Here is a 23,183-nt window from a genome sequence, read left to right on the forward strand (position 1 = left end):
CGAAGCTGCTATCTTCGGGCATGGGTTGCCGGAGGGAACAGCCAGCGGGTAAGAAGTGCCGCACGAGTGCCAGGGAAACAGACTTATGAAGTAGTTGAACTACAGGAGGAAAAAGAATTTCCCCGAATGACCCTAAGATTCATTGTCTGGAAGCATCACGAAAAGTCCAGTCCCAATTTAAGATTTTCATTTATTTTTCAAAGATCAAATTGGAAATTTTGAAGGCGGCCGCCAGTACCCTAGGGTACTGGAAATTAGCCCAACAACAACCTTCAAGAAATACTATACGAGGAGGAAGATGGATGCTATTTATGCTGATTGTCCAAGTCACGAATAATTCGGAAGCCGGAAATCTCCCGAGCTTAGAGCTCAGAGAAGCCATGTCGAAGTACAATGAGGAATTAGTTAAGGCAGGCGTGCGGGTTGCGGCTAAAGGACTTCATCCAAGTTCAAATGGGATTCGCCTTTCGTTTCCGATACCAGGGGAAAAGCCGGTGGTTACGGATGGCCCATTTACGGAATCTAAAGAATTGATTGCCGGGTTCATTCTGATTGATGTGAAGTCGAGGGAAGAAGCCATCGAGTGGGCCATGCGGATGCCGGACCCGATGGGACAGGGGGAAGGTCAGATTGAATTGCGTCAAGTAATTGAGGATCCGGAAATGTATGCAAAAGAAGCTGAATTACGCGAGAAATCAGAGAAAAGAAAAATATAGTGACAACCTACGGAAACAATCGTACCATTGAAGGAATCTGGATCGTCGAATCGGCCAAAATCATAGCCGGTGTTGCTCGAATTGTTCAAGATGTCAGTATTGCAGAGGATTTGGCGCAAGAGGCGTTAGTCATTGCGCTTGAAAAATGGCCGGAGTCAGGCATACCGGAAAAACCGGGAGCATGGCTCATGACTGTTGCCAAACGTCGGGCGATTGATCTTCTGCGTCGAAACAAATTACGTGATCAAAAATATGAGGAAATCGGCCGCAACATGGAATTCAAAATGAAAATGGACTATGATTCAATTGACGAGGAGATCAATGACGATCTCCTGCGTCTCATCTTCACCACTTGTCATCCGGTGCTTTCCAGGGAAGCTCGAGTCGCTCTAACGCTTAAACTGTTATGCGGATTAAAGACAGATGAAATTGCGCAAGCTTTTCTTGTGTCGGAATCAACCATTGCACAACGAATCGTCAGAGCAAAGCGTACACTTTCTGCTTCAAAGGTACCTTTTGAAGTTCCCCGTGGGCTTGAGCTTTCACGCCGGATGTCATCAGTTCTGGATGTGATCTATCTCATGTTTAATGAAGGATATGTTGCAACCGGCGGTGAGAACTGGATTCGTCCAAAGCTGTGCAATGAAGCCATTCGTCTTGGCCGGATTCTGGCGGAAATTCTCCCTGGGGAACCGGAAGTACATGGCCTGATTGCACTCATGGAAATCCAGGCATCACGTTTCAAAGCGCGCATTGGTCCATCGGGAGAGCCGATATTGCTTCAGGATCAGGATCGGGCGCTTTGGGATTATCTTTTGATTCACCGCGGCTTTTCGGCGCTTAAGCGGATCGAGCAAATCGGCGGTGCCTATGGTCCGTACTCACTGCAAGCATCTATAGCTGCTTGTCACGCCAAGGCACGAACTGCATCGGAAACGGATTGGCAAGAAATTTCCGCACTTTACGATGCCCTTGCCCAGGTGGCACCATCTCCCGTCGTGGAATTGAACCGCGCTGTTGCTATTTCTATGGCTTATGGACCGGCCGCTGGGCTGGAGATTGTGGACGCATTGGAAGTCGAACCATCCTTGAAACAGTATCACTTATTGCCAGCGGTTCGTGGCGACTTGCTTGCTAAGTTGGAGAGAAATGAGGAAGCATGCGCTGAGTTCAAGCGTGCAGCAACGCTTACACAGAATGAACAAGAGCGTGCCTTGCTTCTAAAGCGGGCAACCGATTGCGTAAACGTTTCTCCGCTGAAAGATTTCGGGCGAAAAATCTAATGTTTCTATCAAGAAAAGACGCGGCAAGTCAGGGTAGTGACAACCCATTCTCCTTCGCCGTCTCGATCACGTTGTAGATCGCGGCACTTGCTTACGCGCCTCGTTGTGTATTGGCGAACAGCCAGTTCACAAATGAAGTTACGGACGGAGTGCCTTGGGAGGCACTGGTACCAGGCAATAAAGAGGGATTACGGGCATTTGATGCAGCAATTTGCCTACATTCATTCTTGAAATCAAGAAGCTAGTGTTTTACAATTAGTTAGAATTCTAATCAATATCAGAGGAGTAAACATGAATAGTCATCCAAACACCTCAAACTGGGAGTGGAATAAGGGACCCATCGGACGAACGGTTAAAGTAGCCTACATTACATTACGTCGTGAAGTCGAAGAGCAACTAAAACCGATCGGACTTACACATACCCAATGGAGCGCACTAGGGATTCTTAATCACTTTCCAGGAATCACTTCATCGGAATTAGAGCTAATTCTCATGATCGAACGCCCAAGTGTAACCAGTCTTATGAACGGATTGGAAAAGAGAAAGTTGATTATACGTAAAAACCATCCCGACGACGCACGGTACAAGCAAATCTACTTGACGGAGGAAGGCAAGAAGATAGCAATGGAGACCCAGCAGCTTACACACCTCGTTGAGGACAGGGTAAAAGAGGGTTTCTCTGCTGAAGAATTTGAAATGTTCAAAAAGCTTCTCAACAAATTGATTAACTTGTTTGAGAAGGAGTAAACCTTAAATTTTTTTATGGTATTAGTTAGAATTATAACTATATTCAAAGGGCGTGAGTTTCATGAACAATGAACAGTAGGAACGGGAGCCCTCGTATCCAGTGTGGCAGGGATTTCATCATGTAGCTTTGGTAACGCGGAATTTGGATGAAACAATACGTTTTTATCAGAATGTGCTAGAGATGCAGGTTGGGACTGTTTATCCGGCGTTTAAGCAGCGAGGCAGACATTGTTTTATTAGGCCCGGCTACGTAGATACATGGGGCATTCATTTTTTCGAGAATCCGGACGCTCAAATCTTTCGGAGCGACGAAGAGTTGAAGCGTTTGGCCGAGAATCCGGCGGCAGTGGACTTATATAATTTTTTGCCGGGCGCCCTTCAGCACATCGCATTTGCGGTTCAGTCTGAAGAGAAAGGGCTTACTTTGAGAGCAAAGCTAATGAGCAATGGTATTGTCATGACGGACATTTACGATCAGGGTAGAATACGTAATTTTATTTTCACGGATAACAACGGAATTCAATTGGAGGTGGCGTGGCCAAAAGAGATTACTAATTGAGGGGTTGGTCTTCAACTTCATTTTTCATCAAAACAGTTTTTACCGCTTTGGAGGTATGGTGTACCTCATATTTTCTTCAGGAGCCATGGCGAATAATGTCTTATCCTTAAGGCGAAATTTTAGAACATATGTTCCTTTTATATGGTACAATAAGAAAATAAAGAGGGGGGCAATCTTATTTTAAGAGATAAGGAAAAAACGAAAATTAATACCTCCGTACAACGATTGAATGTCGAATCAGTCAATTAAGAGACCTTGAAAACTTTGGTTATCCGAATGATGGAACAGTACATTTCTCACCAAAATCAGTACAGGAAGTTTTTTGAAAACATTTTAATGGAGGTGTAAATTTTGAATAAAATTAATCTTGCTAAATCATATGATATTGACTCTCATAGAAGGGTAAATGCTAAACCCGCTGAATGGAAAGTTATTGAGAGAGGAAATTTTCTGAACAAGTTACTCTCATCGGATAAAAAAAATTTACTTGAAATTGGTGCTGGTACAGGCATTGATAGTCTTTATTTCAAGGAAAATGGTATTGAAGTAACAAGTATTGATTTGTCTACTGAGATGGTACTCTATTGCAAGGAGAGAGGGCTTCAAGCATATGTCATGGACTTTTACAATTTAGATTTCGCCGACAGTACATTCGATGCAGTATATGCCCTAAATTGTCTATTACATGTGCCTAAAAGCGAAATAGATGACGTACTCTTAGGAATCAAACGAATAATGAAACCGAATGCTCTCTTCTATATGGGATTGTATGGTGGAAAAGATTCAGAGGGGATATGGGATAATGATTGGTGCGATCCTAAACGTTTTTTTGCATCATATTCTGATAATTCAATAAGAGCGGTTGCAGGAAAACATTTTAAAGAAATAAGCTTTAACACAATTCCATTAAAAGATGGGCAACCATATTTTCAATCACTTACTTTACAGAAACAATAATGCTTACCGCATCGGTTGTGCAACGCCGAAGAGCATCCGAGGCCGCAGCGCAGTCGTCTGCGGCCTGGATGCTGCTTAAGGGTACTAAGGCCTCTGTCGCTTTAGTTTTTCAGGTCGCGCCAGCCTGTGTAATCGTGCACGGCGATGCCTGCATAAGAAGGGTGAGCTTTCACCAGCTCGTCGACTCGAGCCATTTGCTTGTCCATTTCCGCTCTTCCCTTTTCATAGAACGTGATGTACGGCGTATCCGGAACAGGATTCGTTTCGAGGCTGAGCCATACCTTCTTGCCATACTTGTCGCCCCAGGCCAGTTCCTCCTTGACGAGGTCCGCTATCGCGTTTCCTTCATCCCGATACGACATGAGGGCAACCTCGTCCAACTTGGCGATCAGATCTTCCCCTAATGCGACTCCGCTGCTGAGCGGTACGCTGTCGAGCCAGAACGGCAGCGCTGCGGAGGTCGATAAGGCGGGAGCTTTTTTCGTTTCGTCATGAAAATACGTCAGTGAATCAAGCCATTTTTGCGCCGTGCCGCTCTGGTCGCTTGACCATTCCGGAAGCAAATAAGGCTCGACGTCGAGCTGAATGCCGGCGAATCGTTCGTTCGTGACGACGGAAGCGTTATACGTCTTTACCCAGCTGATCAGGCTTGCGATCTGTCCGCGATTCTCGGGGAGCGCCCACTTGGGAGCACCGTCAAGCGCGTACACTTCAATGTTATTTCCGGCGGCGGTCTTGATCATGTTGCGGTAGGCGCTCTTTGCTAAATCCGGGTTGACCTGAAGATAGATGCGGGAGATTTGCTGATTTTTAGCAAACTGAATAATTTGGTTGCGTCCGGTGGTTGTGGTTATTAGCGAAGTATCCCACAACCAGGTGGCTTTCGGTTTTCCGGACGGCAGCGGCGCGGCTAATGCGGACCACGCTGTAATAAAAGTACCCAATAACAGGACCAATGTAATAATCACGATCCCTGGCCATCCTCTGCGACCCCAATAGTTGTTTTTGGCCCAAGCCATATTCTTTTTAGCGCTCCTTTAGCTGTTAGACGAATTCCTCTTCCGGAAGATTGATTCCATTATATTGCAAGTATAGACGGGCTACTATAGTTCCTATCTACTATTATCGACAAATTTCGACCGTGTCATCAGCACTGTTTTTTCATCAAAAGTTACAATAGTAAGGTGAGAATATTGAATCCGGGACTATAGTCTGTAACCCGAATAATGGTCCATGATATAATGCAGACCATTTTACAGAAAGGAAGATTGGATGTGAATACAAGTATGAATGCCGCTCCGCTCATGAAGTCGGATTCCCCACTCTCCTGGTGGCTATTAGAACAGCTTTTCTCCGTTTCCGATATGCGGAATGTCGAATATAATGGAACTAACTGTAAGATTCGATGTTTGTTTAAGGAAAGGCGCGGCGAAGCACGTTCAGGAGCAGCAACCGTTAAAGCAATAAGCCGTCTGCGTTCGGGCAGCCACCGGGAACTTCAATGTAGAGAGACGGGGTTGAGACAAGTGAAAGCGTCCTATCGAAAACCGGCAGCACAACTGTTTGCAATCAGGCCAAAAACGATTCGCGGCAAAATGTTTTTCACCTTTATACTACTTACGATCCCGAGCATCGTTATGCTTGGCATTATTTCCTACTATTATGCCCACGAATCGCAAAAGGATAAAGTCGAAACCGTCAGCAAGCAATCGGCGGCGCAAATTCAACGAAATCTCGACTTCCAGCAGGAACAGGCGAAAAACAGGCTGCTCTCCCCGTATTACAATACGGAGTTTATCGATAATATCAACCATTATGAAGAGCTTGACAGCGTCAAGAAGCTCCAATTCCACCAAGCGATGCGCGATTTTTTCTCGAAAAATTTTTACGTGCCGCCGCAGCGGGATTTGGCGGGCTTTTATATTTTTTTAAGCAACGGCGAGCTCATTTATCAAACCGCCGGTTTAGACCCTGAGGCGTTGAAACGTTTGTATGAGACGGAGGATTGGCCTAAACGTACCGTACAGCAAGGCGGTACGGTGTATTTCAGCGGTGCTTACCGGGACAAGCTGCGGGGCGAAGACAGGTATGTGTACGGTGCGTCGATCATGGTCCGCGATTTGTCCAGCAACCGCAACATGTACAGCATTATCCGCGCGGAATATAAGTTCGATTCGATACGCGATATGAGCCATTTGTCCAATCTCGGGAGCGCGACCAAGGTGCTGCTGCTGGACGGGCAAAGCAACGTACTTTATTCAACCGGCAGCGAAACGCCGGGGCAGCCGTGGCAGGCGGACATGCCGGAATGGACGGCGGAGGCGGCAAGCTTATGGAGCGCCGATCCTGCCGGGCAGCGTTCGCTTATAACCGGAATCCGTTCTACGGTATCGGATTGGTCGATCGTACTAATCACACCGGAGAAGGAAATTTTCGAAGCGTCTATAAAAATTAAACAATCGACGTGGATTATTGCCTTGACGGCCTTGATCGTAACAGCCGCCTTATCCGTTTTGTTTTCATCGTATTTAACGAAACCGATTTTGGCATTATACAAAGCGGTCAGCGCGATCCGTCAAGGGAACATGGCGATCCGAGCGCAAGTAAACCGCGATGACGAAATCGGCAAAATCGCGTTTAATTTCAACGCGATGGTCGATGAAATCCAACATTTGATTACGACCAAATACGTCTATCAGATTAAGCTTAGGGAAGCCGAGCTTTCGATGTTGTATTCCCAGATCAATCCGCATTTTTTGTACAATACGCTCGATAGCATCCGCTCGATGGCCGATTATTACGAGGCGGAGGAAATTGTGCTGATGACAACGTCACTGGCCGATATGTTCCGCTACAGCACGACAAGCAGCGAAATGGTGACCGTGGAGCAGGAGCTTGCGCACATTCAAGATTATTTGAACATTCAGCTGCTGCGGTTCGGTACGAAAATAAGCGCCGAGCAGCAGATCGGCGACCGGCTGCACGGCTTGCATATCCCGAAGCTGACGCTCCAGCCTTTGGTGGAAAATGCAATTTACCACGGGCTGGAGAAAAAGAAGGGCAGAGGAAATCTGCTCATTCAAGGCTGGGAGGAAGGCGATTCCATCCGCTTTGTCATTCAAGACGACGGCATCGGCATGCCGGCTGAACGGCTCGACGCCATACGCGCTGCGTTGCAGGCGATAGAGCGCGACCCGGAAACGGTGCAAAGGTTTCCGTCGATGGGAATCGGGCTGATCAATGTGCATGCCCGGCTTGTATTGAAGTTTGGCGCGGCTTATGAAATGAATATGGATAGTATCCCTGGCCAAGGCACGGAAATTCGCATGAAGCTGCCGCGGACATAAGTCAGACTTTCAAGATTTACCGAAGAATCAAAAAAGTCAGATCAGCAAACAAAAGAGGTCATAATCACCTATTCAAGATGAAAACGCTTACTATTATACTCGTAAGTGTAACTCATTTCTGGCAGGGGGCGGGATCAATTGAGAGGGAATAAAATCATAGGAGCAGGCATAAGCGGTATATTGGCTTTGTCCTTGGCGGCGTGCGGCAGCTCCGCACCGGCTGCGGGAGGCGGGCAAACGGCCGCAGGGGGGAGTCCGGCGCCCGCCAATGAGGCGTCTAAAGCGGAAGCGCCCAAGAAGGCGGATCCGATTACGTTAACCTTTGTTGTGCCCAACACGACAACCACGCAGCCGTACGTTGATATTTTTAAGAAATACGAGGAAAAGACGGGAAATAAGGTTGAAATCCAGGCGCTGCCGAGCGGTGAGGATTACGGACGGCTGCTGCTTACACGTTTTGCAACCAAGGATTATCCCGATTTGTTTCAGATGGACCCGGGTACCAAACAATACGTGAAGTTTCGGGCGGACGAGGAGCTGTACGATTTCACCAACGAAGATTTTCTTAACCGCATGACCGACAGCATCAAGCAGTTCCAGACGTTAAACGGCAAAGTTTACGGAATTCCTTGGGGCTCCTCCGGCGGCATGGGCTTTTACTACAACAAGGATGTGTTTAAAAAGCTTAGCGTTGAAGTCCCGAACAATTACAAGGATTTGCTCGCCATCCTCGACAAAGCGAAAGCGGCCGGTATTACTCCCATCTACGAAGGCGTCAAGGACGCATGGCCGGTTCAAGTATTTTCGTTGGCAGGCTGGTCTACCTTTATCGATCCGGTCATCGGCAAGGAGGGTGTGGACAAAATCGAACGCAACGAGCTGAAGCTTGCCGATATTCCGCAGCTTAAGGAAGTCCTTCAACGACAACATGAGCTGAAAACGAAAGGGTATTTCCAGAACAGTCTGCTGGCCGGCACTTACGATGAGCAGCAAAACTTGTTTGGCAACGGCTCTGTCGCGATGGTGCTCCAGCTGGAAGGGATGCTGCCCGCATTGGCCAAAAAGTTCGGCGAAGATTTCGTCCGCACCAAGGTCGGATTTTTCCCGATGCCGTCCGATACGGATAAAGGTCAGGCAACGATCACTCCGCCCAACCAGTTCCTCGTTTCCAAAAACGGCAAAAAAGCAAAAGCCGCCGTCGAGCTGATCAAGTTTATGACGACGAAGGAAGCGCTTGATATTTGGTACAAGGCTAACCCCGGCGTACCGGTTTATAAGGAAGCGACAGCTCAGCTGTACCCGGCGCAGGAGGACGTTGTGAAATATACGCAAGCGGGCAAAGCGCAGGTTAATATTAAAAACCGTTTAACCGCTTCCATGGTCGATTACGATAAAATTTTGCAAAACATGTTTATTAACGGAAACATCGACGAAGCGATCAAGCAAATTGATGAAAAATACCGCAAAGACGGCGCCAATAAGAAGCTTCCGGGCTTCTAATCATGTAAGGGGAATCCATCATGGCCAAAACGTTAAAGTATCCTTATTATTTTGTGCTTCCCGCTTTGTTGATTTATTTGCTGCTGTCCGTGTCGCCTAAGCTGATGGGGATTTATTACAGCTTTACCGACTGGAACATCCATGTGAAAGAAGTGGCGTTCATCGGGCTTGATAACTATAAAGCGATGTTGGCCGATGACGAGATGGTGGAAGCTTTTAAAAATACGATCATTTTCTCATTTTTTGTTACGATTTTTCAAAACGTATGCGGACTTGGCTTAGCTTTGCTGTTAAACGCCAAGCTGCGGATGCAAAACGTGCTGCGGACCGTCTTTTTCCTGCCTTACGTGATCGCGCCGATCATTACAGGGTATATTTTTACAGCGCTTTATCATCCGGACAACGGCTTGGTTAACGCCTTTCTACGGCTGGTTGGACTTGGAGTGTTGGCGCAAGATTGGCTTAACGATCCGAAATATGCGTTGTTTTCCGTTATTGTTACGGATATTTGGCGGCTGTCCGGATTTGCCATGGTGATCTATCTGGCCGGGCTGCAAATCATCCCTAAGGATTTGACGGAATCGGCGCAAATTGACGGAGCGAGCTTCCGCCAGCGGTTTGTCCACATTACGTTCCCGCTGCTGGCTCCATCGTTTACGGTTAATTTGCTGTTGTCGATGATCGGTTCGATGAAGGTGTTTGAGCTGGTTATGGTGTTAACCCGGGGAGGTCCGGGATATGCGACGCAGGTGTTTAATACTTATATATTAGGCGCTTTCAGCTCGGGGATTTACGGGTATGGAACCGCGGTTAACGTCGTGTTGTTTCTGGTTATTACAGCTGTTGGCATTCCGGTTCTGGTCGGCTTGCGCAGAAGGGAGCTGGAGATGTGATGGTTTCACGCCGCGCCGGGCGTTTCGGTCTTGAAGCGCTGGCTTGTATGCTGGCTGCGCTCGTAGTCATTCCGTTTGTGATGATTTGCATCAACTCGGTAAAAGGGGTTCGCGAAGCCGCGTTGTTCTCCTTGTCGCTGCCGACGGAGTGGGTATTCGCCAATTATAGCGAGGTATTCCAATCCGCGCATATTGCCAGAGGTTTTTTTAACAGCTTCCTAATTTCGGCGTTGGTTGTTATGTCCGTTAATTTGTGCGCTTCGATGGCCGCTTTCGTCATTCAGAGGCGCAACGACAAGCTGCTGCGCGCGGTCTACTATTTATTTATTATGGGGCTGATCGTTCCGGCTTCTATCATCCCTACGATCAAGCTGATGATGGATTTGCACATTCATAACACGTATCTGGGCATTGTGCTTTATTACACGTCCGTCTTGCTGCCTTTTTCCGTGTTTTTATTGACCGGATTTATGAAGTCGGTGCCCCGGGAGCTGGACGAATCGGCCGTTTTGGACGGCTGCGGTTTTTTCCGAATGTATACGGCAATTGTGCTGCCTTTGCTTGTATCCGTGCTTGTAACCGTCACCATTGTCGTTATGATGTCCGTTTGGAACGATTTTTTCGGTCCCTTTTATTTAATTACGGACAGCACGAAGTGGACGATCATCTTGTCCATCTACAGCTTTGTGACGCAATACAATACGAACTGGGGATTGGTTTTCGCGTTTATGATGATGGTGATCGCTCCGGTGCTTGTCATTTATTTGCTGCTTCAAAGGTTTATTATCGAAGGCCTGACGGCAGGCTCGTTAAAAGGATAGCAGTTTGTCCGGTGGATAATTTTTGGTGAATACTTATCCATCGAAATGACTGGAAGGCAAGGGGATGGCTTCAGGGCTCGTCTGGAAGGAACTGGTGATGAGTAAGTATTTACCCGGTCGCTTTCGTTGGACAGATTCCTGGAAGGCTGCTAATTAAGACCGTGCGACAGGAGGAGATTGGATGCCAAACGTCATTATAGCCGACGATGAAATTTGGGTGAGAAAAGGGATTATTAAAGCGATCGACTGGGAGCTGCACGGTCTGCGGCTTATCGGCGAAGCGGCCGACGGGGAAGATGCCTACGGACTTATTTTAAAAAACAGCCCCGATATTTTGCTGCTCGACATGCGCATGCCCGGTATGGACGGGAGAGAGCTGCTGCGGCTTATGAAGGAGCGGTTTCCGGACGTGCTTAGTATCGTCATAAGCGGTTATTCCGATTTCGAATATACCAGGGAGGCCATTCAACACGGAGCTTTCGATTATGTGCTCAAGCCGGTTAAGAAACCCGAGCTTATGCAGGCGCTTGAACGGGTCGTCGATGAGCTGAACCACAGAAACGGCATGGATGGGAAGGAAGGGAAGGCCCCGGATGCGGCTGAGACGGGAACGGGGGATAACGGTGCCGCAGCGAGCTGTAAAGCCGGTTCCCGGCAATCGAACATCGTAGAAAACATTGTGATGGACATGATGAACCAATACGACCGGCCGCTCAGCTTAAGCGATTTTGCCAAAAAATACCACGTTAACGCCGACTATTTAAGCCGGTTGTTTAAAAAAGAAACCGGTAAAAATTTCAGAGATCTGATGACCGAATGCCGCATTGAAAAAGCGAAGGAGCTGCTGGAGCGGACGAATTACAAATATTTTGAAATTTCCTCGCTCGTCGGCTATGAGGATTACAGGCATTTTAGCCAAGTGTTTAAAAAAGCGGTCGGCATGACGCCGAGCGAATATAAGCACCGGACCGGCTGAAAGGAATAACCGGAAAACAATATACATATAAAGGAGAGTCTGATGAATGGAACGGTTCAACCCGAAGCTTATTCCGGATACGTTGTTATTGGAGGATAGAGCGAGACATGTGCTGAATGTCATTATTCGCATTGCCGATGACGATCATGGCGGCATTCCTTTTTTTAGCGCCAACCTGATGGAGAAACCCGCCTATATGCGGCACGGCGATTGGGATTACGGCTCAAGCCACGGACGGCTGGTCGACGCGCTGGTGCTGGCCAGACATATGACGGGCGTAACGGACGGATTGGAGGTGGAGGAGAGGTATCGGCAAAATTTGCTGAGCTTTTTCAAGGAGGACGGATTAAGCTACAGGCAAAAAAATCCGAAAACAAAGTGGGAGCCAAACGCCAATATGATCGACCAACGAGCGGTTATTTTAGCGTTAACGTCATGGTATATGGCGACCGGAGACCGGAAGGTGAAGGAGGCGGCCGACAAGCATGTGGCTGCGCTAAAGCGCATTGCCGTCAAAGAAAGGGATGTTTGGTATTATTCGAACTCGGAATATAAAGAGGGCGGCTGGCCATCGGCCAACGCCGTTCAGCTGCGCCTGGCCCCGGACCCGGCGGCCTTCTGCGGACGGCTTGTCATGCCGCTGCTTAAGTATTACGAAGTGACCGGCAACGGCGACGCGCTGGAGCTGTGCGAGTTTTTTTCGGCGATGATTGTGCATCGCAGCGGGGTGTTTAACCCGGACGGCAGCTTTAATGATTCGCTCGCGTACCGCAGCGGCCACTTCCATACGCGGATCGGGACGTTGGACGCGCTCGCGAGATTCGGCTACCATACGCACGATGCGTCGCTGATCCATTTTGTGAAAAAAAGCTACGATTGGGCGTTAACCTGGTGCACCTCCTTCGGCTGGACGCCGGGCGATATGCATGAGCAGGCTTACGAGCACGAAACGTGCTCGCTGGTCGATCTGATCGCCACAGGCATTACGTTGGCGCGCTGCGGTTACACCGAATATTGGTCAACGGTGGAGCGGTTTTTGCGCAATCATCTTACGGAATCGCAGCTGCTCGATTTAAGCTGGGTGGAGGATCTTGACGATACATCGTGCGATGACACCGGATTAAAGTCGTATTTTCATGTAGCGGAGCGAACCCGCGGCGCTTTTGCCGGGTATTCGGCTCCAAACGACTTTTGCTGCGATGTGGCGAACGGCCGCGGACATACAAGCGATTTGCAAACCTGCTGCATCGGCTCCGGCACCCGGGGGTTGTTTATGGGATGGAGCAACACCGTAACGGAGCAAAACGGCACTGTGTCCGTCAATTTCCTGCTCAGCCGCGGATCGCAATGGTTGGATGTACACAGCTACCTGCCGCATGAAGGCAAGGTGGTGCTTGAGGTTCGCCGGCCGTTGAAGCGGCTGCTTGTACGCATCCCCGATTGGGCGGGTTACGCCAAGGTAGAGGTCCGGAGGGAGATCGGGGATGATGTACGCTATCAGTCCGGCAAAGAGCCGAGCATGTGGGTGAAGCAGCGGTTCCTTGTGCTGGGAGAGGCGGGCGAAGGGGAACGGATTACGGTAACCTTCCCGCTCAGCCATCGGCAGACGGTAGAAAAGGCAGTGGGCCAGGAGTTTATTGCCAAATGGCGCGGCGATGACGTTATACACCTCTCACCCGAAGGGGTGCATCACCCGTTCTACAACAACCGCAAGGTGTTTGATCAAGCTCCGATGCGGGAGGGCGATTACCGCAGGCTGGAGCGGGAGCTGTATTGGTAAGGGGGGGGAAAATGAGCTGACGATAAGTCCCTCACAAGCCTTTAATAAGGTTGAAACTTATTTGCTGTTGAGCCGCTTCACATGAAATCATATTCATTCTAGCTAGGTACAGAGCTAATGTCATTAAATAAAGGAGGTATCCATACGTGAAAACAGTTGTTGCCATTTATACGGGGCAGGGTTTGGCGGATCCGCTGAAGCAATTGTTTCAGCAGGTTCTGCCGGACTGCCGGCTTGTCAATATTATCGATGACGGCCTCATTCATGATGTAAACCGCGAGGGCGAAGTATCCAAAGCGATAGTCCGGCGGTTGATCGGCTATTACAGGCAAGCCGCGGATATGGGGGCGGATGTTATTCTTAACACCTGCTCGTCGGTAGGAGAGATTGTTGATCTGGCTTTGCCGTTAATCGATGTGCCGATTGTTAAAATCGACGAAGCGATGGCCAATGAAGCGGTGCGGAGCTTCGGGCGCATCGGCGTGATTGCGACGCTGCCATCGACGCTGCAGCCAACCGTGCGGCTGCTCAAGGCGCAAGCCGCAAAGCTGGGGCGTGAGGTTGCCGTCGCGGACGGGCTCGCCGACGGAGCGTTTCACGCCCTGATTAACGGCCGGCCGGAGGAGCACGACCGTTTGATAACGGAGACGGCGCAGCTGCTTGCCGCATCATGCGATGGGCTGGTGCTGGCGCAAGGCTCCATGGCGCGGATGGAGCAGCGGCTCGGTGAACTGACCGGCAAGCCGGTGCTGTCGAGCCCGCGCCTCGGGTTAATGGCCGTGAAAGCAATGCTGGAGCAGAATACTTATTCCGCCTGAGGGAGAAAGGAAGAAACCTGATGAAAGTTGCTTTAATTGGAGCGGGCGGTAAAATGGGCTGCCGGCTTGCCGCTAATTTGCTGAAAACCGCATATGAGTTAGCTTGCGTGGAGGTATCGGAGCAGGGGACGGTCCGGCTCGCCGAAATCGGGTTGGCCCCGGTAAGCTTGGACAGCGCATTAGACGGAGCGGGGGCTGTCATTTTGGCTGTGCCGGATACCGTCATCGGCCGGGTAGCCGGCGATATTGTTCCGCGGCTGCAGCCCGATACGCTGCTGCTGGTGCTCGACCCTGCGGCGGCCTTTTTGGGTCAGCTGCCGGAGCGCGGCGACGTCGCCTATATGGCGGCGCATCCGTGCCATCCGCCGCTGTTCAGCGATGAGACATCGCCGGAGGCGAGGCGCGACTTTTTTGGCGGTGTTGCCGCCAAACAATCCGTTGTTTGTGCCTTGATACAGGGGGATGAGGCGCATTACAGAACGGGCAAGCAACTAGTGGAAGCTATTTACGCGCCTGTTGCCCGAATCCACCGGATCACTTTGGAGCAGATGGCGATGATGGAGCCGACGATGGCCGAAACAATCGGCGCGACGGTTGCTGTGCTCGCCCGGGAAGCGATGGATGAGGCGGTGCGCAGAGGAGTGCCGGAAGCGGCGGCGAGGGATTTTATGCTCGGCCATATGAATATTTTGCTGGCGGTTGCCTTTGGCGAAGCCAAAAATCCGCTTTCCGATGCATGCCAAATCGCTGTTGAATACGGCAAACAGCATTTAATCCGGGACAATTGGCGGTCGCTTTTTGAACCGGAATCGGTGCGCGAACAAATTCAAATGATGTTAAACCTGGATGAATGGGCGCTGCACAAGGCGAAGGACAAGGAGGTGCGGCCCTAGTGCGGGAAGAGGTGTTGGCAACTTATCTGATTGAAACGCCGTGGGAGTTGGAGACGGCTGCGGAGGTGATGGCCGGGGAGCAATCGACCGGCACCTTTACTGCCGTCCCCGGGGAAACGGATGAGCTGCGAAGCCGCCACGCGGCAAGGATCGTCAGCATTAAGCGGCTGGAAACGGTCGCTCAGCCGTCATTGCCGGGTTCTATGCCCCCGAAGCAGTGGAACGGACGTTACAACAGAGGCGAAGTGGTGCTGGCGTTCCCGCTTCATAATTTTGGTCCGTCGTTGCCCAATCTGCTTTCCGCCGTAGCGGGTAATCTGTACGAGCTTCAGCAGTTTTCCGGCTTGCGGCTGACGGACCTTGAGCTGCCGGCTTCCTTCGGAGACGCCTATCCCGGACCGAAGTTCGGAATTAACGGAACGCGGCGGTTTGCCGGCGTTGAAGGAAGACCGCTAATCGGCACGATTATTAAACCGAGCATCGGGCTTTCGATTGAAGAGCTGCGTGGAATGGTTCGCCGGTTGGCGCTTGCCGGGATTGATTTTATAAAGGATGATGAGCTTAATGCGAACCCGCCTTTTGCCCCGCTGGATCAGAAGGTGGCGGCTGTTATGGAGGAATTGGAGCGGGCGGCTGAGCAAACCGGGAAAAAGGCGATGTATGCCTTCAATATAACCGGCGATATCGAAGAAATGAAACGGAACCATGAGCATGTGATCCGGCATGGGGGTAACTGTGTTATGGTTAGCATCAACAGCATCGGTTTCACCGGGCTTGCTTATGTGAACACCTTTAGCGAAGTGCCGATTCACGGTCACCGCAACCAGTTCGGTTACATGACACGCTGCCCGCTGTTAGGCATCGATTTTGCCGCTTACCAGAAGCTGTGCCGTTTGGCCGGCGCCGATCATTTGCATGTCAACGGGTTAGACAGCAAGTTTTACGAAAGCAACGAATCCGTAATCCGTTCCGTACAAGGCTGCTTGCAGCCGATGTTTGGCGGTTACGCCACCATGCCTGTGCTTTCGTCGGGCCAGTCTGTGATGACGGTTGAACCTTCCTATAAGGAATTGCAAACTTATGATGTCATTCATTTGGCCGGGGGAGGCATTCTTGCCCATCCGGGCGGCGCGGCAGCCGGTGTAGCTAGCATGAAGCAAGCATGGGAAGCGGCTATGGGCGGAATTTCGCTTAATGTTTATGCCGCGGAGCGACCCGAGCTGCTTCAGGCTATTGAGAAGTTCGGGGGAAGCCACGGGAAAGGGTGAGTGTAGTGGTAAGTGTAGATCAAACGGGAACGGAGCTGCTGCTTGCTTACTACGGCGACGACTTTACCGGGTCTACGGATGCGATGGAGGCGTTGGCCAAAAACGGAGCCCGGACGTTGCTGTTTCTGGAACCGCCTTCGCCCGGATTGCTGGCGGAAAAGTTCCCCGATGTGCAATGTATCGGCGTTGCCGGGATAAGCCGTTCTCTCGGTCCGGCTGCTATGGAGCGTGAGCTGCAGCCGGTATTTGACGCGTTAAGTGTATTGAATCCCCGGCTTGTTCATTATAAAGTATGTTCTACGTTTGACTCGTCGCCGGATATTGGCAGCATCGGCAAAGCGATGGAGATAGGGAGGGGAGTATTCGGCAGCGGGCGTTATATCCCGATTCTGGCCGGTGTACCCGAGCTAGGACGGTATACCGTATTTGGCCACCACTTTGCCGCCTCCATCGGCGGTGTTTACCGGCTCGACCGGCATCCTGTCATGTCGCGCCACCCGGTTACCCCGATGGATGAATCAGATCTGATGCTGCATCTGGCGAAGCAAACCGACATCAGCATCGGCTTGCTATCGGTTCTTGATTTGAAGTTGGATCCAGGGGATGTGGACCGGCTGCTGGAGGAAAAGGTCAGTGATGGGAGCGGTGCAGTCCTTTTCGATGTATTGGATGAGCCGATGCTTGAACAAGCCGGTCGGCTTATGTGGAACGAAACGCACCGCGGACCGGTTTTTGCCGTCGGTTCATCCGGTGTTGAGTATGCTTTAACGTCGCATTGGCGAAGTATCGGACTGATTGGCGAAGGTGCGGCGAATCGGGGAGTAAGTGGGAGAGTTTCGGCTTCGGTTTCGGTTCCCTCGGGTGGCGGACCGGGCAAAGCTGAGCGGCTCCTCGTTATTTCGGGCAGCTGCTCCCCGGTAACTGCGGGGCAGATCCGCTATGCGCTGCAGCATGGCTTCACCGGCATCCGCGCTCCGGTTATGGAGCTGGTGGATGAAGCGTACGCCGGGCAGGCGCAAGAAGCTTTGGCGCAGCAAGTGTCGGAAGCGCTGCGGGAAGGAAAAAGCGTCGTCGTCTACACCTCGACAGGACCCGACGACGATACGATCGGCCCATTGCGGGAGCGCCTGATCTCCTTGGGCAGAGACCCTTCGGAGTCGGGAGCGCTGCTGGGCCGGCAGCTCGGACAAGTCGCCCGGCGCCTTGTGCTGGAATGCGGCCTCCGCCGATTGCTGGCAGCCGGCGGCGATACGTCTGGCTACTTGGTGAAGGAGCTTGGCATTTACGCGCTGGAGCTGTTGGAGCCGCTTGTTCCCGGCGGCCCGTTGTGCCGCGCTTATGCCGAAGAAGCCGGCTTGGACGGCTTGGAGCTGTCTTTGAAGGGCGGGCAGGTGGGTCCGCCCGAATATTTCTTGCAGGTGCTGGAGGGGCGCCAATAAACCGAAAAACATCGGGATAAATAAAAAAGAGAAATCGCTCTTTTGTGATAGCATGAAATCAAAAAAGAACCTGGATAGTTTTACCAGGTTCTTTTTTATTGCACATAAACAGACACGATGATATAATCAAATCATGACTGTTCATAATTAATGATCAAAGTTATCCTATCTTACATTTTAATTGTATCATGCCGGTAAACTCTTGTCAAATGTTTTTTCTCAATTTAATAGTTAGGAGAGATGTTGAATGAGTTCTTTGGTTCTCGGTTTTCAGGAAATGGATAAAACACAGCTTTTGCTCGTTGGCGGAAAAGGGTTAAATTTAGGGGAATTATCAAAAATTGAAGGAATACAAGTACCAGAAGGATTTTGTGTTACAACAGTGGGATATCAAAAAGCTATCGAACAAAACGAATCGTATCATGCTTTGTTGGATCGACTAACCATGCTAAAAGTAGAAGATCGAGATCAAATTGGTGAAATCAGCAGGAAGATTCGACAAATCATTATGGATGTAGAAATTCCTTCCGATGTTGTGAAAGCAGTTACCCACTATCTTTCCCAGTTTGGCGATGAACATGCATATGCAGTACGTTCTAGTGCGACTGCTGAAGATTTGCCGCATGCCTCTTTTGCCGGTCAACAAGACACCTATTTAAATATCATCGGCGTCGATGCCATCCTGCAGCATATCAGCAAATGTTGGGCTTCCCTGTTCACGGAGCGCGCGGTAATCTACCGTATGCAGAATGGATTCGATCATAGTCAGGTTTATTTATCCGTTATCGTTCAAAGGATGGTTTTCCCACAGGCTTCGGGGATTTTATTTACCGCTGATCCGATTACTTCCAACCGAAAGCTGTTATCCATCGATGCCAGTTTTGGACTTGGAGAAGCACTGGTCTCTGGCCTGGTATCTGCCGATTGTTATAAAGTACAGGAAGAGGAAATCGTCGATAAGAGGATAGCAACCAAAAAATTGGCTATCTATGGACGGAAGGAAGGCGGAACAGAGACCCGGCAGATCGATCCCGATCAGCAAAAGACTCAAACCCTTACTGAACAACAAATTTTACAACTGGCACACATCGGAAGACAGATCGAAGCTTATTTTGGTTCCCCGCAAGATATCGAATGGTGTTTGCTTGATGATACTTTTTATATTGTCCAGAGCCGGGCGATCACTACTTTATACCCGATCCCTGAAGCGAATGATCAAGAAAATCACGTCTATCTATCTGTTGGTCATCAACAAATGATGACAGATCCCATAAAACCATTGGGATTGTCTTTTTACCTGTTAATTACTCCTGCACCTATGCGTAAAGCCGGTGGGAGGTTGTTTGTTGATGTTGCACCTAGGCTGGCTACACCTGTCGGCCGGGAAACTTTATTAAATACCGTGGGATCCGATCCACTCATAAAAGGCGCAATCATGACCATAATAGAGCGAGATTTTATAAAATTGTTACCAAATGATCAAACAGAACTGAGTCCCGATAAAAGCAATAAAGGTATGTCGTCTGCGGGATTTCAAGCACAAATCGAAAACGATCCGGCAATCGTTTCTGATTTGATTAAGAATAGTCAAACATCGATAGAAGAATTAAAACAAAACATCCAAACGAAATCAGGAGCAGATTTATTTGATTTTATTCTGGAAGATATCCAGCAATTAAAGAAGATCTTATTTGACTCACAAAGTTCAAAGGTTTTTATGACTGCTATGAATGCTTCGTCATGGATCAATGAAAAAATGTACGAGTGGTTAGGTGAAAAAAACGCGGCAGATACGCTTTCTCAATCTGTACCAAACAACATTACTTCGGAAATGGGTCTGGCGCTATTGGATGTCGCAGATGTAATTCGTCCTTATCCGGAAGTAATTGATTATTTACAACATGTAAAAGATGATAATTTTTTGGATGAACTGATTAAGTTTAATGGTGGACAGGAAACTCAAGACGCTATCTATGCTTATCTCAACAAATACGGAATGCGATGTGCCGGCGAAATCGATATTTCGAGAACTCGTTGGAGTGAAAAACCAATTACACTTGTCCCTATGATTCTCAGTAATATCAAAAACTTTGAGCCTAATGCCGGCAATCGGAAATTTGAGCAAGGGCGACAGGAGGCTTTAGAAAAAGAACAAGAGTTATTAGATCGATTGAAGCAATTAACGGATGGTGAACAAAAAGCTGAAGAGACAAAACGAGTGATCAGCTTAATCCGGAATTTCATCGGTTATCGTGAATATCCAAAATACGGCATGATTAATCGCTACTTCGTTTATAAGCAGGCTTTACTGAAAGAAGCCGAACAACTCGTACAAGCTAGCGTTATTCATGAAAAAGAAGATATATACTATCTCACTTTTGAAGAATTGCACGAAGTTGTACGCACAAATAAACTGGATTATCAGATCATCAGTAAACGAAAAGACGATTACAAATTTTTTGAAAAACTAACTCCCCCACGTGTAATCACGTCTGATGGTGAAATCATAGTGGGTGAGTACAAACGAGAAAATCTGCCAGCCGAAGCTATTGTAGGTTTGCCTGTTTCTTCCGGAATTATAGAAGGACGAGCACGTGTCATCTTAAAGATGGAAGATGCTGATCTGGAAGATGGAGATATTTTAGTCACCGCCTTTACTGACCCTGGCTGGACATCATTGTTTGTATCCATTAAAGGCCTGATCACCGAAGTTGGCGGACTGATGACCCATGGAGCCGTTATCGCTCGTGAATATGGCTTGCCGGCAGTTGTCGGAGTGGAAAATGCTACAAGACTGATCAAAGACGGGCAACGAATTCGCGTGAATGGAACAGAAGGGTATATCGAAATATTGTAATGCTGGATGCCTTGAACATATTCGCTTATGAAGCCGCGTAACTGCGGCTTTTCTTATGCCGACAGTTGTCGTGATGCTAATTATGATCCCTTTGTGTTGGATCACTTGCATGTCTCTAATTGCTTGAGATGGAATAGTTAGGAATGGGGATTAAAAATTCCTATCTAACAATATCCCTGTTTGTTGTGCAATGACACGAGGCGGTATAGGCATTCCGTTCCTGAACCACCATTCCACTGCCCCCACGACCGCCGCCCCAAAAAATTGAAGAATAACATCTTCACTTAAGCCTTGATTTTTTCCTTCGGTTACATCTACTTCAACCTTATACTCTTGGATGACTAAATCAAGGAATCGACTACGAAAATAAGCTGCGCTTTTTGTGTTTAGCATGGTTGAAAAGAACAAATGATTGTCCGCAAAGTATTCGAACCAGACATAATTTCCTTCTTTAAAAGTCATTTCAGATGCAGAATGGCAAAGTTCACGGAGATTGCTTATGTGTTCTTCGATAATCTTATCAAGCAAGTCATATTTATCCATGTAGTGGAGATAGATTGTTCCTCGATTAACATTTGCCCTATCGGAAATATCCCGGATTGTAACGTCATCGAAGTTTTTTTCAGCCATCAGTTCAAGAATTGCTTTCTTAATTGCTTCTTGAGATTTGAGCACCCTTCTATCTACTTTAGTCATTCTAAAGTCCCCCTTCTTAGATAATCGGCAATTATTGATGGTTTGTTGAGTAATCCACACATCGCGAGGAATTGATTATTGCAAGCATTTTGTTTCCGTTTAAAATTATAAACGAGGGTTGATTAAACAATCAATGTTCATTTCGTTTGGAGGATGCAATTCATGGACACATGGTCGAAAGAAGAACTAGACAAGTTTTATGTAGCTGATGACCTTCATATCTCGCCATTCCGTGAAGACGGAGTAACCTACGGCACCCCGACCTGGATTTGGTCCGTTGTGGTTGGCGACTCACTCTATGTACGCGCCTACTACGGGCAGAGCTCCAGTTGGTACCAGGCAGCAGTACGGCAGAAGGCGGGGCGAATCACTGTCGCTGGCATGACGAAGGAAGTCACTTTTGAACCGATCGATGGGCAGATGGGCGACCTCATCGACAATGCGTACCGTGCGAAATACGATGGCAGCCCCTATCTGAACTCGATGATCAGCACGCGAGCCCGTTCTGCGACAGTCAAGGTTGCGCCAACGCCTGATGTACATCAATAAAGTTGCTCATTTGACTATTATTTTAAGGAAAGAAAAGGAGGAGCAATGAAATGGATTATACGAATCTTGGAAATACCGGCTTGGATGTATCTCGAATTTGTCTTGGTTGTATGGGCTTCGGTGACGCAGAGAAAGGGCATCATCGATGGGTGCTTGATGAGGAGCGAGCACGTCCAGTCATCAAAAAAGCTTTGGAGCTTGGCATCAATTTTTTTGATACGGCAAATGTGTATGCAGACGGGACAAGTGAGGAAATTGTTGGAGATGCGTTGAAGGATTATGCGAACCGTGATGAAATTGTCATCGCGACCAAGATAAGTGGACGAATGCATCAAGGACCCAACGGCGCCGGGCTTTCCCGCAAAGCGATCATGAGCGAAATCGATAAAAGTCTAAAGAGGTTGAGAACCGACTACGTTGATTTGTATCAAATCCATCGTTGGGATTACAACACGCCCATCGAAGAGACGATGGAGGCACTTCACGATGTAGTCAAGGCTGGTAAGGCACGGTACATCGGAGCTTCTGCCATGTGGGCATGGCAGTTCCAGAAGGCGTTACATGTAGCTGAGAACAATGGGTGGACACGATTTGTATCTATGCAGAATCATTTAAACCTCATTTACCGCGAAGAAGAGCGAGAGATGCTGCCGCTTTGTAAGGAAGAAAAAATCGGGGTGATTCCTTATAGCCCGCTTGCAGGAGGGAGATTGGCGCGGGAGGCAACAACACATCGTGCCGAAACCGATCAAATTGCCAAACAAAAATATGATGCCGCAGCAGATTTGGATCAATTGGTGGTCGACCGGGTTGCCAATCTCGCGGATCAACATGGCGTCCGCCGCGTTCACATCGCACTTGCGTGGTTGCTGCGCAAAGATCCGGTAACCGCCCCCATTGTCGGTGCTACGAAAATTTCCCATCTCGAGGATGCGGAAGCTGCTCTTTCCATTAAATTAACACCTGAAGAAATTGCGTTTTTGGAAGAACCGTATGTACCGCACCGAGTCGTTGGACATTTTTAATGGTACTTGCAGAAGCAACGCGCATCACCTATCGTTCTGATAAAAAAACGCACTTTTAT

General features: G+C 48.8%; 20 protein-coding genes. 18 read left to right on the forward strand and 2 right to left on the reverse strand.

Going from position 1 to position 23,183, the window contains the following annotated elements; all coding sequences use genetic code 11:
• Window positions 1–302 precede the first annotated feature (302 nt).
• The 5 genes from E1757_RS33890 (at window position 303) to E1757_RS33910 (ending at window position 4,262) form a co-directional block, all read left to right on the forward strand.
• A complete protein-coding gene (locus E1757_RS33890) occupies window positions 303–716 on the forward strand; it encodes a YciI family protein (protein ID WP_133236627.1) in 414 nt (137 codons plus the stop codon).
• Window positions 716–1,999 (forward strand): RNA polymerase sigma factor, encoded by a 1,284-nt coding sequence (locus E1757_RS33895; protein WP_133236629.1) that lies wholly within the window; start codon window positions 716–718, stop codon window positions 1,997–1,999. The genes E1757_RS33890 and E1757_RS33895 overlap by 1 nt, the downstream gene beginning before the upstream one ends.
• A gap of 291 nt (window positions 2,000–2,290) precedes the next feature.
• Window positions 2,291–2,746: a MarR family winged helix-turn-helix transcriptional regulator gene (locus tag E1757_RS33900; RefSeq protein WP_133236631.1), complete on the forward strand. Its 456-nt coding sequence runs from the start codon at window positions 2,291–2,293 to the stop codon at window positions 2,744–2,746.
• Between the two features lie 100 nt (window positions 2,747–2,846).
• Window positions 2,847–3,305, forward strand: a complete 459-nt coding sequence (locus E1757_RS33905) for a VOC family protein (protein ID WP_133236633.1) — start codon at window positions 2,847–2,849, stop codon at window positions 3,303–3,305.
• Window positions 3,306–3,656: 351 nt separating this feature from the next.
• Window positions 3,657–4,262: a class I SAM-dependent methyltransferase gene (locus E1757_RS33910; RefSeq protein ID WP_246079708.1), complete on the forward strand. Its 606-nt coding sequence runs from the start codon at window positions 3,657–3,659 to the stop codon at window positions 4,260–4,262.
• A gap of 101 nt (window positions 4,263–4,363) precedes the next feature.
• Here the strand turns inward: E1757_RS33910 and E1757_RS33915 are convergent, their stop codons facing one another.
• On the reverse strand, window positions 4,364–5,230 hold the full coding sequence (locus E1757_RS33915) for a hypothetical protein (protein ID WP_133236637.1): 867 nt from the start codon (window positions 5,228–5,230) through the stop codon (window positions 4,364–4,366).
• Between the two features lie 558 nt (window positions 5,231–5,788).
• On the opposite strand from E1757_RS33915, the gene E1757_RS33920 reads away from it, so the two are divergent.
• The 11 genes from E1757_RS33920 to ppsA all read left to right on the forward strand — a co-directional run bounded on the left by E1757_RS33920 (window position 5,789) and on the right by ppsA (window position 20,854).
• The gene (locus E1757_RS33920; protein ID WP_165972413.1) at window positions 5,789–7,609 is read left to right on the forward strand and encodes a sensor histidine kinase; all 1,821 of its coding nucleotides are present in this window, start codon (window positions 5,789–5,791) and stop codon (window positions 7,607–7,609) included.
• Between the two features lie 138 nt (window positions 7,610–7,747).
• Entirely contained in the window at window positions 7,748–9,109 is a 1,362-nt protein-coding gene (locus tag E1757_RS33925) for an ABC transporter substrate-binding protein (RefSeq protein ID WP_165972414.1), read from the forward strand.
• A gap of 20 nt (window positions 9,110–9,129) precedes the next feature.
• Entirely contained in the window at window positions 9,130–10,002 is an 873-nt protein-coding gene (locus tag E1757_RS33930) for a carbohydrate ABC transporter permease (protein WP_133236643.1), read from the forward strand.
• Window positions 10,002–10,823 (forward strand): carbohydrate ABC transporter permease, encoded by an 822-nt coding sequence (locus E1757_RS33935; RefSeq protein WP_246079710.1) that lies wholly within the window; start codon window positions 10,002–10,004, stop codon window positions 10,821–10,823. The genes E1757_RS33930 and E1757_RS33935 overlap by 1 nt, the downstream gene beginning before the upstream one ends.
• Before the next feature lie 181 nt (window positions 10,824–11,004).
• Window positions 11,005–11,799, forward strand: a complete 795-nt coding sequence (locus tag E1757_RS33940) for a response regulator transcription factor (protein ID WP_133236647.1) — start codon at window positions 11,005–11,007, stop codon at window positions 11,797–11,799.
• 46 nt (window positions 11,800–11,845) lie between these two features.
• Window positions 11,846–13,579: a glycoside hydrolase family protein gene (locus E1757_RS33945; RefSeq protein WP_133236649.1), complete on the forward strand. Its 1,734-nt coding sequence runs from the start codon at window positions 11,846–11,848 to the stop codon at window positions 13,577–13,579.
• A 146-nt stretch (window positions 13,580–13,725) separates the two neighbouring features.
• Window positions 13,726–14,397 (forward strand): aspartate/glutamate racemase family protein, encoded by a 672-nt coding sequence (locus E1757_RS33950; RefSeq protein WP_133236651.1) that lies wholly within the window; start codon window positions 13,726–13,728, stop codon window positions 14,395–14,397.
• 20 nt (window positions 14,398–14,417) lie between these two features.
• Complete coding sequence (locus E1757_RS33955) at window positions 14,418–15,290, forward strand: phosphogluconate dehydrogenase C-terminal domain-containing protein (RefSeq protein ID WP_165972415.1); 873 nt, start codon at window positions 14,418–14,420, stop codon at window positions 15,288–15,290.
• Window positions 15,290–16,558: a ribulose-bisphosphate carboxylase large subunit family protein gene (locus E1757_RS33960; RefSeq protein WP_342774633.1), complete on the forward strand. Its 1,269-nt coding sequence runs from the start codon at window positions 15,290–15,292 to the stop codon at window positions 16,556–16,558. The genes E1757_RS33955 and E1757_RS33960 overlap by 1 nt, the downstream gene beginning before the upstream one ends.
• Window positions 16,555–17,997, forward strand: a complete 1,443-nt coding sequence (locus tag E1757_RS33965; protein WP_246079709.1) for a four-carbon acid sugar kinase family protein — start codon at window positions 16,555–16,557, stop codon at window positions 17,995–17,997. Before E1757_RS33960 ends, E1757_RS33965 begins: the two co-directional genes overlap by 4 nt.
• Before the next feature lie 247 nt (window positions 17,998–18,244).
• Entirely contained in the window at window positions 18,245–20,854 is a 2,610-nt protein-coding gene (gene ppsA / locus E1757_RS33970) for a phosphoenolpyruvate synthase (protein ID WP_133236657.1), read from the forward strand.
• A gap of 150 nt (window positions 20,855–21,004) precedes the next feature.
• Here ppsA and E1757_RS33975 read toward each other — a convergent pair whose 3' ends face one another.
• Entirely contained in the window at window positions 21,005–21,550 is a 546-nt protein-coding gene (locus tag E1757_RS33975) for a TetR/AcrR family transcriptional regulator (protein ID WP_133236659.1), read from the reverse strand.
• Between the two features lie 162 nt (window positions 21,551–21,712).
• Between E1757_RS33975 and E1757_RS33980 the strand changes: the two genes are divergently transcribed.
• Both E1757_RS33980 and E1757_RS33985 read left to right on the forward strand, forming a co-directional pair.
• A complete protein-coding gene (locus E1757_RS33980) occupies window positions 21,713–22,099 on the forward strand; it encodes a DUF2255 family protein (RefSeq protein ID WP_133236661.1) in 387 nt (128 codons plus the stop codon).
• Between the two features lie 50 nt (window positions 22,100–22,149).
• Complete coding sequence (locus E1757_RS33985; RefSeq protein ID WP_133236663.1) at window positions 22,150–23,124, forward strand: aldo/keto reductase; 975 nt, start codon at window positions 22,150–22,152, stop codon at window positions 23,122–23,124.
• Window positions 23,125–23,183: the final 59 nt, after the last annotated feature.

Source organism: Paenibacillus piri (assembly GCF_004354045.1).
Lineage (GTDB): Bacteria > Bacillota > Bacilli > Paenibacillales > NBRC-103111 > Paenibacillus_S > Paenibacillus_S piri.

Excerpts from the sequence above, each read along its gene's own strand:
- E1757_RS33890 (WP_133236627.1), top strand. The coding sequence starts at position 303 with ATGCTATTTATGCTGATTGTCCAAGTCACGAATAATTCGGAAGCCGGA.
- E1757_RS33900 (WP_133236631.1), top strand. The coding sequence starts at position 2,291 with ATGAATAGTCATCCAAACACCTCAAACTGGGAGTGGAATAAGGGACCC.
- E1757_RS33930 (WP_133236643.1), top strand. The coding sequence starts at position 9,130 with ATGGCCAAAACGTTAAAGTATCCTTATTATTTTGTGCTTCCCGCTTTG.
- E1757_RS33935 (WP_246079710.1), top strand. The coding sequence starts at position 10,002 with ATGGTTTCACGCCGCGCCGGGCGTTTCGGTCTTGAAGCGCTGGCTTGT.
- E1757_RS33940 (WP_133236647.1), top strand. The coding sequence starts at position 11,005 with ATGCCAAACGTCATTATAGCCGACGATGAAATTTGGGTGAGAAAAGGG.
- E1757_RS33945 (WP_133236649.1), top strand. The coding sequence starts at position 11,846 with ATGGAACGGTTCAACCCGAAGCTTATTCCGGATACGTTGTTATTGGAG.
- E1757_RS33955 (WP_165972415.1), top strand. The coding sequence starts at position 14,418 with ATGAAAGTTGCTTTAATTGGAGCGGGCGGTAAAATGGGCTGCCGGCTT.
- ppsA (WP_133236657.1), top strand. The coding sequence starts at position 18,245 with ATGAGTTCTTTGGTTCTCGGTTTTCAGGAAATGGATAAAACACAGCTT.
- E1757_RS33975 (WP_133236659.1), bottom strand. The coding sequence starts at position 21,550 with ATGACTAAAGTAGATAGAAGGGTGCTCAAATCTCAAGAAGCAATTAAG.
- E1757_RS33980 (WP_133236661.1), top strand. The coding sequence starts at position 21,713 with ATGGACACATGGTCGAAAGAAGAACTAGACAAGTTTTATGTAGCTGAT.
- E1757_RS33985 (WP_133236663.1), top strand. The coding sequence starts at position 22,150 with ATGGATTATACGAATCTTGGAAATACCGGCTTGGATGTATCTCGAATT.